The organism is Allobosea sp. Root670 (assembly GCF_001429415.1).
Lineage (GTDB): Bacteria > Pseudomonadota > Alphaproteobacteria > Rhizobiales > Beijerinckiaceae > Allobosea > Allobosea robiniae.
Window position 1 is genome coordinate 37,679 of record NZ_LMJU01000018.1, and the last position, 16,455, is coordinate 54,133.

The 16,455-nt window shown below is 63.0% G+C and carries 15 protein-coding genes; 11 read left to right on the forward strand and 4 right to left on the reverse strand.

Translation table 11 applies throughout. The annotated features are described in order from the left end of the window. The first annotated feature begins 4 nt into the window (after positions 1-4). Positions 5-952 carry a shikimate dehydrogenase family protein gene (locus ASE61_RS27610; protein ID WP_413813547.1) on the forward strand — a complete coding sequence of 316 codons (948 nt, stop codon included), beginning with the start codon at positions 5-7 and terminating at the stop codon, positions 950-952. Here ASE61_RS27610 and ASE61_RS21335 read toward each other — a convergent pair. Then, positions 883-1,725: an IclR family transcriptional regulator gene (locus ASE61_RS21335; RefSeq protein ID WP_061970706.1), complete on the reverse strand. Its 843-nt coding sequence runs from the start codon at positions 1,723-1,725 to the stop codon at positions 883-885. The genes ASE61_RS27610 and ASE61_RS21335 overlap by 70 nt on opposite strands. A 340-nt stretch (positions 1,726-2,065) precedes the next feature. On the opposite strand from ASE61_RS21335, the gene ASE61_RS21340 reads away from it, so the two are divergent. From ASE61_RS21340 to ASE61_RS21385, 10 genes are all read left to right on the forward strand, one after another. Further along, a complete protein-coding gene (locus ASE61_RS21340) occupies positions 2,066-3,259 on the forward strand; it encodes an ABC transporter substrate-binding protein (protein WP_244492969.1) in 1,194 nt (397 codons plus the stop codon). A gap of 173 nt (positions 3,260-3,432) precedes the next feature. Further along, entirely contained in the window at positions 3,433-4,302 is an 870-nt protein-coding gene (locus ASE61_RS21345) for a branched-chain amino acid ABC transporter permease (RefSeq protein ID WP_061970388.1), read from the forward strand. A gap of 95 nt (positions 4,303-4,397) precedes the next feature. After that, entirely contained in the window at positions 4,398-6,818 is a 2,421-nt protein-coding gene (locus tag ASE61_RS21350; RefSeq protein ID WP_320409886.1) for a branched-chain amino acid ABC transporter ATP-binding protein/permease, read from the forward strand. A gap of 7 nt (positions 6,819-6,825) precedes the next feature. Next, positions 6,826-7,653 (forward strand): shikimate dehydrogenase family protein, encoded by an 828-nt coding sequence (locus tag ASE61_RS21355; protein WP_061970391.1) that lies wholly within the window; start codon positions 6,826-6,828, stop codon positions 7,651-7,653. Positions 7,654-7,696: 43 nt separating this feature from the next. Next, on the forward strand, positions 7,697-8,308 hold the full coding sequence (locus tag ASE61_RS21360) for an EthD family reductase (protein WP_061970393.1): 612 nt from the start codon (positions 7,697-7,699) through the stop codon (positions 8,306-8,308). A 48-nt stretch (positions 8,309-8,356) separates the two neighbouring features. Beyond that, a complete protein-coding gene (locus tag ASE61_RS21365; protein ID WP_061970394.1) occupies positions 8,357-9,145 on the forward strand; it encodes an SDR family NAD(P)-dependent oxidoreductase in 789 nt (262 codons plus the stop codon). Positions 9,146-9,278: 133 nt separating this feature from the next. Continuing rightward, positions 9,279-10,346 carry a Gfo/Idh/MocA family protein gene (locus tag ASE61_RS21370; RefSeq protein ID WP_061970396.1) on the forward strand — a complete coding sequence of 356 codons (1,068 nt, stop codon included), beginning with the start codon at positions 9,279-9,281 and terminating at the stop codon, positions 10,344-10,346. 14 nt (positions 10,347-10,360) lie between these two features. Further along, positions 10,361-11,887, forward strand: coding sequence for an acyl CoA:acetate/3-ketoacid CoA transferase (locus tag ASE61_RS21375; RefSeq protein WP_061970708.1), 1,527 nt, complete (start codon positions 10,361-10,363; stop codon positions 11,885-11,887). A gap of 30 nt (positions 11,888-11,917) precedes the next feature. After that, a complete protein-coding gene (locus tag ASE61_RS21380; protein ID WP_061970398.1) occupies positions 11,918-13,174 on the forward strand; it encodes a CaiB/BaiF CoA transferase family protein in 1,257 nt (418 codons plus the stop codon). Then, entirely contained in the window at positions 13,171-13,608 is a 438-nt protein-coding gene (locus ASE61_RS21385) for a MaoC family dehydratase (RefSeq protein WP_061970399.1), read from the forward strand. Before ASE61_RS21380 ends, ASE61_RS21385 begins: the two co-directional genes overlap by 4 nt. Before the next feature lie 41 nt (positions 13,609-13,649). Here ASE61_RS21385 and ASE61_RS21390 read toward each other — a convergent pair whose 3' ends face one another. The 3 genes from ASE61_RS21390 to ASE61_RS21400 are packed head-to-tail and all read right to left on the reverse strand — an operon-like array spanning position 13,650 to position 16,443. Next, complete coding sequence (locus ASE61_RS21390; RefSeq protein WP_061970401.1) at positions 13,650-14,618, reverse strand: NAD-dependent epimerase/dehydratase family protein; 969 nt, start codon at positions 14,616-14,618, stop codon at positions 13,650-13,652. Beyond that, a complete protein-coding gene (locus ASE61_RS21395; protein WP_061970403.1) occupies positions 14,615-15,538 on the reverse strand; it encodes a DMT family transporter in 924 nt (307 codons plus the stop codon). The genes ASE61_RS21390 and ASE61_RS21395 overlap by 4 nt, the downstream gene beginning before the upstream one ends. Then, complete coding sequence (locus tag ASE61_RS21400) at positions 15,535-16,443, reverse strand: NAD(P)-dependent oxidoreductase (protein WP_061970404.1); 909 nt, start codon at positions 16,441-16,443, stop codon at positions 15,535-15,537. The genes ASE61_RS21395 and ASE61_RS21400 overlap by 4 nt, the downstream gene beginning before the upstream one ends. Between the last annotated feature and the right edge of the window lie 12 nt (positions 16,444-16,455).

A 16,455-nucleotide genomic window follows, 5' to 3' on the forward strand; every position in this document is an offset into this window, starting at 1 on the left:
GAGTATGACGACAAAATTGACGGGTGCCGGCCGTCTCGCCGGCGTGATCGGCTGGCCTGTCACACATTCGCGGTCGCCGCTTTTGCACGGTTACTGGCTTGAGCGCTACGGCATCGACGGAGCCTATGTCCCGCTCGCCGCCGAGCGGGATTTCGAGGGCGTGGTGCGCGGCTTGAGGGCAGCGGGATTTCGTGGCGCGAACGTCACAAAGCCCTGGAAGGAGGCGGCTTTCGCCCTCTGCGACGTTGTTGAAACCTCAGCGCGCCGGATCGGCGCCATCAATACCCTGGTCTTCGACGAGCGCGGCATCGTCGGCAGCAATACGGACGGCTTCGGCTTCCTGGCAGGCCTCGGCGAAGCCGGCATCGCCGTGAGCGGCCAACGCGCGCTCGTTCTCGGGGCGGGCGGGGGCTCGCGTGCCGTTTGCCACGCCCTCGATGAGGCTGGTGCTCATGTAACCGTTACAAACAGAAGTCGCAGGCGCGCCGAGCAGGTCGCCGAGAATTTGCCGGGAATTGCTGTCATCGACTGGGAGCGGCGCAGTCAGGCCATTGGCGACTGCGATCTCCTTGTGAACACGACCTCGCTCGGCATGGCGGGCTCTGAGCCGCTCGATATTGACCTGTCGAGGGGAAGGGCCACGCTATGCGTCTCCGACATCGTTTATGTGCCGCTAGAACACCTCTGCTGCGCCAGGCCAGGCAAAGCGGCTACAAGACCGTCGACGGGGTCGCAATGCTCCTCCACCAGGCCCGCCCCGGTTTCAAGGCCTGGTTTGGAGTTGACCCCAGCGTCGACGACACGCTTCGTTCGCTCGTTCTCGCCACCCTCGGCCGCTGACGCGGCCCGGCTTCTCGCTCGCGATGTTCCAGAGCTGCGGGCTCAGGCGAAGATGTTAGGACGGGGCTCCCCCGGCTTATCGGCTGGCGGTCGAGGCGGCGGGCTGAGCTGACCCAATTCCTTCGTTGCTTCAAGCAACAACGGGCCGATCTGCTGCATGCGTTCTTCCGTCAAGCGAATGAACGGCCCTGCAACACTGATCGTCCCTGTGACTCGGCCATCCAAGGAGGATCGTATCGGAGCGGCCACCGCATTCATCCATTGCGAGAAGGTCTGCTGAGTCACGACGTAACGGAGCAACCGCGCTTCGCGGAGACGCCTTCGGATTGCTTGGGCTGTTTGCGGAGCGTTGGGCCCGTACTCTTCCTTGGACCCATAGCCCTGCTTCTCGACCAAGGCGATCGCGTCCTCATCGGACATCGTTGAAAGCCATGCCAATCCAGACGACGAGCATGAGAGCTTTGCCTCCTGTCCAGCCTCCGGATCGTAACGAAGTCCGGCCGTGGCTCCTTGCGCCTTGGAGACGAAGATAAGCCGATCTTCATCAAGGATCGCGACACGAACCAGCTCGCCGCACTCCCGAGCGAGCCGATCCAGCACAGGTTGCATCAGGTCAGTGATGCCGTGAGCCTGGAGATAGCGCAGTCCCAGCGACGCAATCTTGGCCGTGAGTACATAGGAGCCGAACTCTCTGTCCTGCCGAACATAGCCTTCGTCAACCAGGCTCGCCAGAAGACGATGCGTTGCGCTGCGCGGGATTCTGATGGCATCCGCCAGCTCATAAAACGGCATGCCACCAGGATGGCCAGCCAGAATCTCGATGATCCGCAAAGTGCGCTTCAGAATGCCATCCGGCCCGGCGTCCTTTTCCTTCGTCCTGGGCATCATTTTCTCCGAGGGGCCAAGAGGTCTCATCATAGCTTAGGCCCGGCCCAATTCACAGGCAGCTGGGCCGTCATCCACCGCGATCGCATTCAACGGAGCATCCTAACGCCTTGTGAAGAAGCGAATTTGCTCCATAGAAAACGACAACATAAAATCGGTATCGTAAACTGGACTTTCGTTCCAGTTTACGATACCGCTTAACGCAAGCGCTGCACAAGACGGTGCCGAAAAAGGAATGCCAACAATCGGAGGAGACCGAATGACCCCAGAAAATCAAAAAGGCGGGAAGAAGAGCGGAACGTCGCGCCGATCGCTCCTGGCCGGAGCGGGTGGCCTTGCCGTGACGCAGTTTGCCGCGAGCAATTTCGGCATGCCCTATATCGGCAATGCGGCAGCGGCTGAGCCGATCAAAATCGGTATGCTTTGGGCCAAAACGGGCGCCATCGTCGACCAGGCGACCTATCTTGCCCAGGGCGGCTTCTTCGCCGCCGAACAGCGCAACAACCAGCTCCTCGGACGCCCCATCGAGATCGTCTGGCTGGACGAGCCCAACCCGCAGGGCGCGCAGCTCAATGCACAGCGCCTGATCGACGAGCACAAGGTCTGCGCCCTGATCGGCGGCGCCCAGAGCTCGCTCGCGCTGGCGATCTCGGCCGTCGCGAAGAAATCCAAGATCCCTTACGTCGCAGCCAATGCCGCGGCCCTCGATCTCACCGGCAAGCTCTGCAACAAATATACCTTCCGCCTGCAGCCGCCCGTCGACGTCCACACGCGCGTCCTCGCTCCCTATTGCGAGAAGCTCGGCAAGAAGTGGTACACGATCACGGGCGCCTTCGCCTTCGGCCAGGACATCAAGGCGAGCTTCACCGACTACATCACCAAGGCCGGCGGCTCGGTCGTCGGCTCGGATGAGGTGCCCGTCAGCACCGCCGACTACAGTTCCTTCATTCTCAAGATCCGTGCGGCAAAGCCGGATGTCGTCATTGGCGGCCTCTCGGCGAGCGACCTGACGACCTTCCTGAAGCAGTGGAGCGAACTCGGCATGAAGGGCAAGATTCCCTTCGCCGAGATCTCGATCGGCAATACCGATATCTGGGGCGTCGGCCCGGAGGCCGCGACCGGCATCTACACCATGGTTTGGGTTTACAATAACCCGGGCAATACGGCCGAGGACAAGGCCTTCGTCGACGCCTACATGAAGAAGTTCAACGAACCTCCGGCTGACAAGGCCTGGATGGGATGGTTCGGCATGCGGTCGCTGCTGGAGTCGATCGAACTCGCGAAGTCGACGGAGCCGGCCGCCATCGTTAAGGCGCTTGAGACATGGCGCGTCAAGGAAGGCGACCTCGACGTCGGCTATCGTGACTTCGATCACCAGATGAAGCGCCGGACCGTGATCTGCAAGGTCAAGGACAAGATCCCGAACAAATGGGATTATGTCGACGTGCTGGAAAATGCGCCCAAAACCGCCGCCGAGATCGACGAGGCTTTCGGTTCAGCTGCAAGCAGCGCTTGCAAGATGGACAGCATCTAATACCTCGGGCCGAGCACTGGACCTGCTTTGAAAGGTCCGGCTCCATCGAAGAACGCTGCGGCGGACCAAAGTCTCCGCAGCGCTCCCATCCGACACGTCAATTCCGCGCCGCATGAATGCGGCGCCTTCCCCGCCCGGCAGGCAACCTGTGCCGGCGCGGGAGGGACCATGCCATGCTCGACATGATCATCTCCCAGGCGGCGAACGGTCTCGTCCTGGGCTTTCTCTACGTTCTGATCGCGATCGGGCTGTCGATCATCTTCGGCATGCTCGGCATCGTGAATTTCGCCCATGGCTCGTTCTTCGCCATCGGCGCCTATCTGGCGCTGGTGCTGGCCCGGGACTTCGGCTGGCCGGCTGCGCTCCTGTCTCCGATCATCGTCGGAGCCATCGGCATGATCGTCGAGATGACGCTCATCCGACACCTCTACGGCAAGGAACCGCTGCTCGGCCTGATCCTGACCTTTGCCCTCGCGCTTCTGGCCGAGGCGATCCTCAGGCTCATATTTGGGGGCGCGCCGGTTCCGTTCAATCCGCCGAGCATCTTCGCCGGCTTCATCGAATACGGCCCGATCCTGATCACGAAATACCGTATGACGGTCCTGGTGGTTACAGTCCTGGCTCTCGTCAGCTTCTGGGCGTTCCTGCGCTTCACGCCCTTCGGCCGCATCATCCGCGCGGGCTCGCGTGATGCCGAGATGGTCGGGCTGCTGGGGATCAATCTGCCGATCCTGCTCTCCGGCGTCTTCGGCATCGGTTGCTTGCTGGCCGGGCTCGCCGGCATGCTTGCCGGCCCCCTTTGGACCGTCATTCCCAGCATGGCATCGGGCGCGATCATGCCCGCCTTCGTCATCGTTACGATCGGCGGCCTCGGATCGTACTCCGGAGCGATCATCGCCGGCCTCCTCGTCGGCATTACCACCGCCATGAGCATCCAGTTCGCCCCGGCCTGGTCCGGTGCCGCGATGTACGTGCTGATGGCTGCCATCCTGCTCATCCGTCCGCGCGGCCTGTTCGGCGAGCGCTGGGAGAGGTTCGAATGAGAAGCCGTTCCATCCTGACCAATCCGATCCTCTGGATCGCGGTCGTTTTCGCAGCACTCACCTTGGCCTGGGTCGGCCAGGGCGCCCCGGTAAACTTGATCACTCAGATCGCGATCTACACGCTCTACGGAGCGGGTGTGAACCTCCTTGTCGGATACACAGGACTGGTTCCGTTCGGCGCTTCGGTCTTCTTCGGCTGCGCGAGCTACTTCGCAGCGTTGCTTCTGCTCGGCCCGGTCAAGCAAGACCTCCTCGCGCTTGTCCTGTCGGTGGTGATCTCGATGGCGATGGCCGTCGTGCTCGGAGCACTCATCCTGCGCCGACGCGGACTGTATTTCTCGCTGCTGACGCTCGCATGTTCCCAGATCGCGTTCGAAATCGCCTACAAGTGGACGGCCGTCACGGGAGGCGAGAACGGACTCCAGGGCGTGCCGCGCCCGAGCTTTCATACGGAAATGCAGTTCCACCTGTTCGCCCTGGCCTCGGTGCTGCTGTGCCTGTGGTTGCTGTGGCGGCTGGTCCATGCGCCATTCGGCAGAGCACTGCAGGCCATCCGCGACAACGAGCAACGGGCAAGCAGCCTAGGTTACAACACTTATCTGGTGAAGCTCGGCGGCTTCGTGCTCATGGCCGGCCTCGTCGCCTTTGCAGGCTCGCTGCTGACGCTGATGCTGCAGGGCGTCTACGCCAACAATCTCGGCTGGCAACGCGCCGGCGACTCGCTGCTGATGACCGTCCTCGGGGGCGTGCACCACTTCCTCGGACCGCTCTGGGGCGCAATCGCCTTCATCATCCTCGAGAACCGGCTTTCGGCGATCACTGAGAACTGGTGGCTGATCTTCGCGCCGATCATCATCGTCTTCGCGCTGTTCTCGCCCGAAGGGATGCAGGGGCTGGCGCAACGCCTGCTCCGGAACGAGCGCTGGACGCTCACACGCAACACCATCCCGCCGCGACCGCAGGTGATCAAGCCCTATGAAAGCGCGGGGCAGGCGATGGATCCGGACAAGCCGATCCTGGAGACCCGCAAACTCAGCAAGAGTTTCGGCAGCCTGGTGACCGCCAAGGAGATCGATCTCCAGGTACGGCCGTTCGTGCTGCATTCGATCATCGGCCCCAATGGCGCTGGCAAGACCACTTTCTACAACATGCTGACCGGCGTCCTGCCGCCGAGCGGGGGCACGATCCTGTTCGAAGGTAAGGAGATCACCAAGCTGCCAATGTATGCCCGTGCCCGGCTCGGCATAAGCCGCTCCTTCCAGATTCTCTCGATCTTTCCGAACCTTTCGGTCTTCGAGAACGTCCGCATCGCGGTGCAGGCGCAGAGGCACGGTGCTCTCGGCTTCTTCCGGGATGCCCATGACATCGAAGCGCTGAATGAGCGCACTTGGTCGATCCTCGATGCGGTTGGACTCGCGGACCGGGCGGCTGACCCGTGTATGAATCTGCCGCACGGCGCCAAGCGGTTGCTCGAAATCGCAGTGACGCTCGCGATCGACTCCAAGCTGCTGCTTTTAGACGAGCCACTCGCCGGCTTGGCCGAGGCGGATCGGCAGATCGTCGCGGAGTTGATCCGCAGCCTGGCGAAGAAGCACGCAGTGCTTTTGATCGAGCACGACATTGATCGCGTCCTGGCGATATCGGACCGCATTTCCGTCCTTCATCAGGGCAGAATGATAGCGGACGGCAAGCCGGCCGACGTGGCTCACAACCCCGAGGTGATCGCCGCCTATCTCGGCGCCGCCAAAGGCGATTCCAAGGCGCCCCCGGCGGTCGAACGCATCGCACACGCTTCTGCCAAGCCGCTGCTGGAGGCGAAGGGGCTGGCCGTCGGCTATGGCGGCAGCACGGTTCTGAACGGCGTCGATGTCACCGTGCATGTCGGCGAGGCGGTCGCTCTGCTTGGCCGCAATGGCGTTGGAAAGACGACCTTGCTACGGGCCCTTACGGGCACGCTGCCGTTGAATGCCGGAACGGTCGACTTCGCGGACGCCGATATAAGCTCCCGCAAGCCTTATGAGATCAATCGGCTGGGCATTGCGCTGGTGCCCGAAGGCCGCCGCCTCTTTCCGAATTTGACGGTGGTCGAGAATCTTCAGATCGCCCAGCGCGCGGGAGGGCTCAGCATCGAGGAGTGCTTCGACCTCTTTCCGCGCCTGCGAGCCCGTCAGAAGGCAAAGGCCGAGAATCTATCGGGCGGCGAGCGCCAGATGGTCGCGATCGCCCGTGCCCTTGTCGTCCCCAGCAAGTTGATCCTGCTGGACGAACCCTTCGAAGGCCTCGCGCCGGCGGTGGTAGAGGAGGTGATGGCAGCGCTGGTCAAGCTGCGGGGCAAGGTCGCGATGATCATCGTCGAACACCATGCGGAGACCGTTCTGCCAATCGTCGACAGAGCCCTCGTGCTGGTCAATGGCCGCATCGCGTTTTCGGGCGACGCTGGCGACCTTGAGAAGGATCATGCCTTGCAAGCAAAGCTGCTGGGCGTGGTCCAGGCAGACGAAATCGCGGCGGCCTGAGCGAACGATGACCAGTCCTTCTTTAACAGCGAACCTCAACGGCGCAACGCGGCTCCACCTGATCATTGGCGACCCAATCGCTCAGGTGAAGTCGCCTTCGGGCATGACACCCAAATTCGTTGAGGCAGGCAGAAACGACATCGTCGTGCCGGTCCGCGTGACCAGCGCGGATCTGGCCGCGTTCCTGGCGGGCGTCAGCCTGGCCCAGAACGTCGACAGCATTATCATCACCGTGCCCCACAAGTTCGCTTGCTTCGACCACTGCGACACTGTTTCGGATCGCGCCCGGCTACTGGGCGCGGTTCAGCACATGCGGCGGACCGCTTCCGGTCGTTGGCATGGGGAAAACTTCGACGGAATGAGCTTCGTCGCGGCGGCCAAGGTCCGGGGTGCGGCCTTCCAGGGTGCGCGAGCGCTGCTCGTTGGCGCCGGCGGCGCAGGCTCGGCCATCGCCCTCGCAATGGTGGAGGCCGGTGTCGCGGAGCTCGCCATCCACGATACCGACGAGCAACGCTTGGCCAAATTGCTCGACAAGATCGCAGGCGCAACGGCCACGCCTGTCCGGCGAGGTTCACCGGATCCGTCCGGCTTCGATATCATCGTCAACGCCACGCCTTTGGGCATGCGAGCCGAGGATCCGTTGCCCGTTGATGTCGGACGCCTCAAGCCCGAGAGCTTTGTCGGATGTGTCGTCACTGCGCCTGCCATCTCACCCCTCATCGAGGCGGCGCGAAAAGCGGGCTGCCGCACCTCGACCGGCCTCGATATGACCGAAGCCGCCCAGAAGCTCGGGCTTAACTTCGTTCTTTCCAGCCCATCCTCACAAGATGACTGACGGACGCGCACCACCCGGTTCTGGGAATGCCGTGGAGCACGCCATGTTCAAACGCATGTCGATTCTGGAAAAGCGGCCGGGGGACGAGCAGGCCTTTTTCTCCCGGTATTGGGAGGAACGGCACGGGCCACTTGTAGCCCGCCTGCCTTTCATTCGCGCTTACGTCCAAAACCATGTGGAACAGCAGTACGAGCCTAGTTCATTTCGCGTGGGCGGCATTGTCGAACTCCAGTTCGATGACGCCAGCGCGATGGACGAAGCGTTTTCGGCCGAAGGATCGAAGGCCGTCATCGCGGATGAGGCGAATTTCCTCGGCAACGCGGCGGGCTACATCATTGGCGATTCAACTGTCCGCATGGCAGGCGAATTGGGTAAGCTCGTCGTTCTCTTAAGCCACGACGACCGTCGGGCCGGGACGAAAGAATTCGAGACGGCCGTCCGTCAACTGCCCGGTTTCGTGCAGTTCATTCGAGATGACGTCGCATCGACGATCACGCGGCCGGGCTCGGCACAACCAGGCCAGCGGGTCGACAGCTTCTTCCATATTTACTTCGACGGCACCGCAGACGCTGACCGGGCCGGACCAAAGGTCGCCAGGATGGCCGACACATTCAAGCTCGGTGTCTTCCGAATGCGCACCACTCGTATCGTCTAGCGCCGTCGATCAAGCTGGCAGCCCAGGCATGAGACAAGGAACCCTCCCATGAAAGCGCTTGTAGTCGGCGCGAGCCGCGGCATCGGCGCCGCCATAGCCTTGCGCCTCGCCAAGGACGGCATCGCCAGATCCGGCTTTGCTCAAATCGTGATCACGGCGCGCGCCCCGTCGCCGGCGCTAACGGAGGTGGCGTCTGGCATCACCAGACTTGGTGCCCAGCCGCATATCGTCACTGGCGATATCGGCGACGCCACCGTTCCCGCTCGCATCGGTGCCGAGGCAATTGAAGCCTGTGGCGGCCTCGACCTGGTCGTCGCCAATGCCGGCATCACATCACCTGGCCCGCTTGCAACCCTGTCGATCGAAAGCTGGGAGCGGCTGTTCGCCGTCAACACCCGCGGCCCCTGGCTTCTCGCGCAATCGGTTTACGAGGCTTTGCGCGCCACGAAGGGTAGCTTCGTCGCAGTGGCGTCTATGTCGGGCATGTTTCCCCACCCGGGGTCGGGTTCCTATTCCTCGACCAAGGCGGCGCTGATCATGATGTGCCAGCAGCTCGCCCAGGAGTGGGGCCCGGACGGCGTCCGGGTCAACGCGGTCTGCCCTGGGATGATCCGGACTCCCATGACCGAGTCCATCTATGCCGACCCCGCCATTGCGGCACGGCGCGACGAGATCGTGCCGCTTAAGCGCGTGGGACAGCCCGATGACATCGCGCGGGTCGTCTCCTTCCTCGGCAGCGATGACGCACGCTACGTCACCGGTGAGGCGATCCGGGCCGATGGTGGTTTCTCCTCTTCTATCCTTTCCTACGTGCCGGGGCTTGCGAAGTCCCGCTAACCACCATCGGTCAGCCTGAACGACGGACAGGAAGTGCCCCGCAGTTCACCAGGGGCAGGGCGGATATGCAGGATCGTTCTTAGACTGGAATTTTATTCCAGTATACTGTTCTACAAAACCTGGGAGGAACATCATGGCGCGCGCAAGGATTGGGATCATCGGGCTCGGGGTGATCGGCAAATCCCATCTTTCCGTGTTGCAGGAGACGGAAAACGCCGACGTCGTCGCTATCTCCGACCCTACGCAAGCAGCCCGCGACCACGCCGCCGGTCGCAACGTAAAGGCCTATGACGATTATCGCACGATGATCGAAACGGAGCGCCTCGATGGCGTCGTCGTCGCGACGCCGAACGACCAGCATGTACCTGTCGCGCTCGATTGCATCTCTCGCGACATCGCGGTCCTGGTCGAGAAGCCGATCGCGGAAAGCGTCGAGGCCGCGCGCCGGCTCTGCGAGGCGGCGGAGGCCAAGAACATCCCGATCCTGGTCGGCCACCATCGCCGACACAATCCCGCTGTCAGGGCAGTGCGCAAAGCCATTGCAGATGGAGTTATCGGCAAGCCCGCCATCGCGACCGTGATCTATACGCAGCTCAAGCCGGACAGCTACTTCAACCTTGGCTGGCGGCGCGACAAGGCCAGCGGCGGTCCGATCCTTATCAACCTTATCCACGAGATCGATCTGATCCGCTTTGTCTTCGGCGAAATCGAGAGCCTGCAGGCATCAACCTCCTCGGCGGTCCGTGGCTTCCCGGTAGAGGACACGGCTGGCGTCCTGCTGCGTTTCCGCAACGGCGCGCTCGGCACGATCAGCCTCTCCGACACGGCTGCCTCGCCCTTCAGCTGGGATCTGACTTCCGGCGAATTCGACCAGATGGCCGGCACCACCGACAAGCTGAAGCGCCAGCAAGTCTCCTCGCACATTTTTGCGGGCTCGGAAGGTTCGCTCACTTTGCCGGATGTCCGACACTTCAGCTATCGCGGCGATACCGAGCCGGGGTGGTTGAGCGAATTGAGTGAGGACAGGCTCACCCTGACCCCCGAAAGCGCCTATCGCCGGCAGGCCCGACATTTCGCGGCCGTTGCCCTGAGGGAGGAAGAGCCCGTTATCAACGGCCGCGATGGCCTTCGCACGCTGGAGGTCACGCTCGCGGTCAAGGCGGCCTCCGAAAGCGGCGGCACCGTCCGGCTTTCGGCCTGACGGTGGGACGGACCATGCCTTTGAACAAGTTCATGAGCGCGGATGATGCCGTCGCGCTTATCCGCGATGGCGACACCGTCGGCCTGGTGGGCGGTGGCGGCGGATTGATGGAGGCGTCTTGTCTGTTCTCTGCGGTCGAAAAGCGCTTTCTCGAAACCGGCCATCCGCGCAACCTGACTGCCGTGCACTCGCTCGGGATCGGCGACAAGAAGACGCGAGGCATGAATTGCTTCGCCCACCAGGGCATGGTCCGCAAGGTGATCGGCGGCCACTGGCCCTGGTCGCCGCGCATGCAGCAGATGGCACGCGACAACGAGATCGAAGCCTACGTTCTGCCCGGCGGCGTCGTCATGCAACTCTATCGCGAGATCGCGGCCAAGCGACCGGGCCTGCTGACGCATGTCGGACTCGGCACCTTCGTCGACCCGCGACGCGAAGGCGGCCGGATGAACGAAGCCGCACATGAGGAATTGGTCGAGCACATCACGATCGAAGGACGCGACTATCTTCGCTACAAACCCTTTCCGGTGAATGTGGCGATTATCCGCGGCTCCTATGCCGACGCCCACGGCAATGTCAGCCTCGATCAGGAGGCCGCCAATGTGGACATCTACGCCGTGGCGCTCGCAGCCCATAATTGTGGCGGCAAGGTCATCGTGCAGGTCCGTACCGCGGTCGATGTCGGCACTCTGCCCGCCCGCTCTGTACGCATCCCCGGGGCGATCGTCGATGCCGTCGTCGTCGATCCCGAGCAGCGCATGGGCTACGACACTGTCTACGATCCGCTGATGTCGGGGGAGCGCCGCGGTCCCGCCCTGGCACATCCCCCGCAGCCGATGACGGCCCGTCAGGTGATTGCCCGCCGCGCCGCGCAGGAGCTCACCGATGGCGCGGTGCTGAATTACGGATTTGGCATCCCGGACGCCGTGGCCCGGCTCGTCGAATTGCGTGGCGACGGCGAACGCTACTATCAGACAATCGAGCATGGCACCTATGGTGGCGAGCTTTTGGTCGGGACGCTCTTCGGCTTTGCCCGCAATGCCTCGGCGATGATCGACGGCCCCTCCCAATTCGACTTCTATTCAGGCGGCGGCCTCGATCTCGCGTTCCTTGGCTTCGGCGAGCTCGACCGCGAGGGAAACGTCAACGTCTCCAAGCTGGGGGGCGTGCCGGTCGGTCCAGGCGGCTTCATCGACATCGCCCAGAACGCCCGAAAGGTCGTCTTCTGCGGAACTTTCGACACCAAAGGCACGGAGATCGAGATCGGTGCTGGCCGGCTCGCAATTCGGCGTCAAGGTGAGGTGCTGAAGCTGGTGCAATTCGTCGAGCAGATCACCTTCTCGGGCGAGCAGTCGCGTGCCTCCGGGCAGGAGGTGATCTACGTCACCGAGCGCGCCGTCTTCCGGCTTGGCGAGGCCGGGCTCGTCCTGACCGACATCGCGCCGGGCGTCGATATCCGCAGCGACATCCTCGAGCGCATCGCCTTCACGCCGGTGATTCCGAGCGATCCGAAGCCCTATTCGGCCGATTGCTTCGGTTAACGCCCGCTCGACGAAACTACGGAGAACAACATGTCATCCGCAGCCCCCCTCGCTGGCATCAAGGTGGTCGACTACAGCCATTTCCTCGCCGGTCCGTATCTCTCGCGCTGCTTGGCGGGCATGGGTGCCGAGGTCGTCAAGGTCGAGCGTCCAACCGTCGGTGATGCTGGGCGACATCATCCTTATTTCGTCGGCGACGAGAGCGGCTTCTTCTTGCAGCAGAACATGGGCAAGCGCGGCATCTGCGTCGACGTCAAGAAGCCGGCGGGAATGGAGTTCGTCCGCGAGCTGGTCTCCACGGCTGATGTCTTCGTCGAAAACTATCGGCCCGGCGCACTCGCTCGGCTCGGCCTAGGATATGACGATCTTGCCCGGCTTAACCCCAGACTGGTTTACTGTTCGCTCTCTGCCTATGGCCATACCGGTCCGAAATCCGCCAAGGCTGGCTTTGGATTGATTGCCGAGGCGATGTCAGGTGCCATGGCGCAACTCGGCGTGCCCGGCGAACCGCCACCATTGCTGCGGATCCCGATCGCCGACATGTATGCCGGCATCCATGGCGCGGCCGCGGTCTGTGCAGCTCTGCTCGGGCGCGCGTCCTCTGGCAGGGGCCAGCATATCGATCTCGCTCTCTACGATTGCATGGTCTCGATGCACGACTATGCGATCCAATGCTTCACCTTGAGCAACGGCGCCATCCTCCCGCAGCAAGTCGGATATGACCTGCCGGATTCAACCGTCTACGGCGTCTTTCCCGCCCCGGACGGATATCTCGTCATCGCCGCGCAAGTTGACGATGCCTGGCGCCGCCTTGCCGGCCTGGTCGGGGGGAGTGAATTGGCGAGCGACATGCGTTTCCACACGGCAGCAGGCCGCAATGCCAATCGCGAGGAGGCTCTGCGTCGCGTGCGGGATTGGACCGCGACGCAATCCTCCGTCGCGGCCTGCATTGCCGCATTGGAAGCTGTCGACGTGCCCTGCGCGCCGGTCCAGCGCATCGACGAGGTGCTTGCCGATCCTCAGCTCGTCGCACGCGGCATGATGATCGAACAACAGCATCCTACCCTTGGCCCAATCAGATTGCCCAACTTGCCGTTCCATTTTTCGAGCTACCAGCCCGAGCCCATGCGGATCGCGCCTGGCCTCGGCGAACACAACGCCGAGATCGCTGCCAGTCTCGGATATTCACCGGAGGAGATCGCGAACCTGGCGCGCGATGGCGTGCTGTATCAGGCCCCCGTCCACTCGTCCGAACCGACAAAAACTGCACAGGGAGCAGCAACATGAGTCAGTTTCACGTAAGCCTCGGCCAGAAGGCACAATTTGCGAAGACGGTGTCGGAGAGCGATGTCTATCTGTTCGCCGGCATTACTGGGGACCTCGCACCCAATCACGTCAACAAGGCTTACATGGAAAAGTCGAGCTACGGCCGCCTACAGGCCCATGGCGCACTCATCATAGGCTATATGTCAGCGGCCTCGAGCATAGTGACTGCGACCGCGCGTGACGGCGACGAGACGCCAGTGTCGCTAGGCTACGACCGGATCAGGATCGTGGGCCCAGTCTTCTTCGGGGACACGGTTACCGTCGATTACGAGATCGATACGATCGACGCCGAGCGCAGGCGAGCGACCGGCGCGATCCGGGTCACGAACCAGGATGGCGAACTGGTCGCGGTCGCAACCCATATTCTGAAGTGGGTTCCCAATACGAAGCATTGACGAGAACGGGCGCGCGTCGGCGCGCCCTTCCCCGTCCGCCTTTAGAGGCCTGCCCCATCGAGGCGCCCCGGTTCGGCCAGCAGCCAGGTAGCGTAGGCCCCGATCCCCTGTTCCAGATCGAAGCGCGTGCGGAAGCCGGTGTCGGCGATGAAGTGCCGACCGTCCATCGGCCCGCGAATAGGCGTGAACGTATTCCACGGCATCGCGCCCGGGCCGATCGCGATCACCGCTTTGGGAACCGCGGTCCTGACGGCATCTGCTATCTCGAAAGTTGTGTAATTCCGGGGCGGGGCGAGGTGGTAGGTGGAGCGGTTGAGCTGCGGCGCATCGACTGCTGCGATCAGCCCCGCAACAACGTCATCGATGTAGGTGAAGCCTGCCGAGAAGTCCCCGCCGCTGGCGTCGTCGCGCGGGACGCCACGAATGGCATCTATCAATATCGGAGGGATCGGGCCGCGGGCGAAAGTGTAGTTCACGACCGGAGGCCCATAAATCCAGGAGATGCGGACTGTCGCCGCATCGACGCCGAATTGGGCCCGGAAAGCCCGGACCATCATCTCGCCGCAAGCCTTCGTCGTGCCGTAAAGACCGTCGGCATCCGGAGATTGATCTTCGGTGATTGGCAGGCTGGGGTCGACATCCTTGAAGACGCTTCCGGTGCTGCCATAGATCATTCGGCGCCACTCTTGGCGGCGGGCAACGTCAAGAAGATTCACGACGGCGCCGACATTGGTTTGGAAGGCCGCCACAGGATCGGGCCGGCAATACATTTCGTTGGCCATGGCGGCGAGGTGGATGCAAGAATCCACGCCATTGTCTCGACAAAGGCGCTCGACTGAACCCAGATCCGTCAGGTCGCACGTGGCCCAAGTCACATTGGCGCCGAGCGCCTCCGCATCTGCAGCACGGAACGTCCGGTTATATTGTGCGATGATCGGCCGCTCGCGCGCCAGACTGCGCACGATTTCGTAGCCGACATGCCCCATCGCACCCGTAACCAGCAATGTCATCGCCGCCTGCCTCCTCTTCTTGATGAAACTGCTGCCGCCGGTCCGCGTCCGGCGAGCTTGAGGGAAACCAGCCCTCCAGCGACGATGAGCCCCGCTCCAAACACGCTGAACACATCCGGCACCTCGTCGAATACGGCGAAGCCGATTAGCGTGGCGGTCAAAAGTTGCGCGTAAGAATAGGGGGCGATACGCGAGGCACCCGCCCGAAGATAGGCGGCGATCATGCACGCCTGGCCGACGGCCTGGCACAGCCCGGACATGGCCAGGAACAACCCTTGCCGCGAGGTCGGGGCCTGCCAGACAAAGGGGAGCGCCAGGGTCGACAGCAGCAACGCTACGAGCATGGTATAGACAACCAGCGAACGCGGCGGAGCCTGCTGCGCCACGACGCGCGTCAAAACCTGGGCGATGGCAGTGAAAATCCCGCCCAGAGCCGGGAGAAGCAGCACCCACGAAAAACGGCCGTCGAAGGGACGCGTGATCGTCACCACCCCAAGCAAGCCAAGCGCGACGGCAAACCAGCCCCAACGATTGACCGTCTCTCCCAGCACCGTACGCCCGAGGGCCATGCTGATAAGCGGCGCCACGAACAAGACTGTCGTCAGCTGTGCCAAAGGCACATAGGCCATCGATATGATGATGCAGACGCCTCCCAGAAATGGAAAAAGCGAACGAAGCAGAACGAGGCGCACCGGCACATCCAGCAACAGCGACCGCCAATGCCGCGGGCGCACGAGGGTCAGCATCACGACCGCGAACGCCACGCTGCGTCCCCAGAGCGCCATACCCGCATTGCTTTCGGCGACGACCAGCTTCGAGGCAGCATCCCCGACGGCAAAGAGACTGAAGGCAGCAACAGCGAGACCGAGCGCGGCAACACCGGTTTCCGCCCGGAGAGGATGGCCCGGCGCCTGGTTCACCGGGTACGTTCCACCTCGACCCCTGCCGAGCGCTCCAGATCGCGAACCAACTCCGTCTGGTCAGCTTGGGCCGAAACGCCGTTCGCGATCGCGCGCTCGAACATTGCCGTCACCGCCCGAGTCATCGCTACGGGTACGCCAAGCCGATCGGCTTCGGCGATTGCCGCCCCCATATCTTTCAGAATGACCGCCATGGGCGAACCGAAATCAAAACGTCGCGTCAGAACGTTCTGTGGGATGACGGTGAGTGAAGCATCGTTCTTGCCGGTGCCGTTGTTGATCACCTCCAGCATCGCCTCCGGATCGAGCCCTGCCTTGGAACCGAAGACGAGCGCCTCGGCGGCGATCGCGAAGTTGACCGCCGACATGACGTTGTTGACGAGCTTCATCACCTGGGCACGCCCCGCCAATTCGCCAAAGTGCACGATCCGGCCGGCGTAGCAGCGCAGCACCGGCTCGACCGCGGCGATGGCAACTTCCGGCCCCGACAGCATCACCGTCAGCGTACCGGCAGCGGCGCGAACGCGCCCGCCAGTCATCGGAGCGTCCACGAGCGCAATCCCCCGTGCAGCGAGGCCGATTTGCATTCTTGCAACCAACTCCGGGCCTGTCGTGCTCGTGATGACGCAGATGCGTGCCGCGCCGCCGGCGACAATGCCGTCTGCCCCTAGGACCACCGTGTCATGAGCCGGCAGGCTGGCGAGACAAACGAAGACGATCTGTGCGCCGTCGGCGACTTCGCGGGCGGAGCGTGCCAGCCGAGCGCTGCCGGCGAAGACCCGCAGGGCCGGCTCGCTGATATCGTACACGACGAGCTCGTATCCGGCATCGACGAGGCGTCGCGCCATGGGCGACCCGATCGCCCCCAGGCCGATGAAACCGATTGTCGGTCGCGATCCGTCCATGGTCGGGCGCGC

Excerpts from the sequence above, each read along its gene's own strand:
- ASE61_RS27610 (WP_413813547.1), top strand. The coding sequence starts at position 5 with ATGACGACAAAATTGACGGGTGCCGGCCGTCTCGCCGGCGTGATCGGC.
- ASE61_RS21335 (WP_061970706.1), bottom strand. The coding sequence starts at position 1,725 with ATGCCCAGGACGAAGGAAAAGGACGCCGGGCCGGATGGCATTCTGAAG.
- ASE61_RS21345 (WP_061970388.1), top strand. The coding sequence starts at position 3,433 with ATGCTCGACATGATCATCTCCCAGGCGGCGAACGGTCTCGTCCTGGGC.
- ASE61_RS21355 (WP_061970391.1), top strand. The coding sequence starts at position 6,826 with ATGACCAGTCCTTCTTTAACAGCGAACCTCAACGGCGCAACGCGGCTC.
- ASE61_RS21360 (WP_061970393.1), top strand. The coding sequence starts at position 7,697 with ATGTTCAAACGCATGTCGATTCTGGAAAAGCGGCCGGGGGACGAGCAG.
- ASE61_RS21365 (WP_061970394.1), top strand. The coding sequence starts at position 8,357 with ATGAAAGCGCTTGTAGTCGGCGCGAGCCGCGGCATCGGCGCCGCCATA.
- ASE61_RS21370 (WP_061970396.1), top strand. The coding sequence starts at position 9,279 with ATGGCGCGCGCAAGGATTGGGATCATCGGGCTCGGGGTGATCGGCAAA.
- ASE61_RS21375 (WP_061970708.1), top strand. The coding sequence starts at position 10,361 with ATGCCTTTGAACAAGTTCATGAGCGCGGATGATGCCGTCGCGCTTATC.
- ASE61_RS21380 (WP_061970398.1), top strand. The coding sequence starts at position 11,918 with ATGTCATCCGCAGCCCCCCTCGCTGGCATCAAGGTGGTCGACTACAGC.
- ASE61_RS21385 (WP_061970399.1), top strand. The coding sequence starts at position 13,171 with ATGAGTCAGTTTCACGTAAGCCTCGGCCAGAAGGCACAATTTGCGAAG.
- ASE61_RS21390 (WP_061970401.1), bottom strand. The coding sequence starts at position 14,618 with ATGACATTGCTGGTTACGGGTGCGATGGGGCATGTCGGCTACGAAATC.
- ASE61_RS21400 (WP_061970404.1), bottom strand. The coding sequence starts at position 16,443 with ATGGACGGATCGCGACCGACAATCGGTTTCATCGGCCTGGGGGCGATC.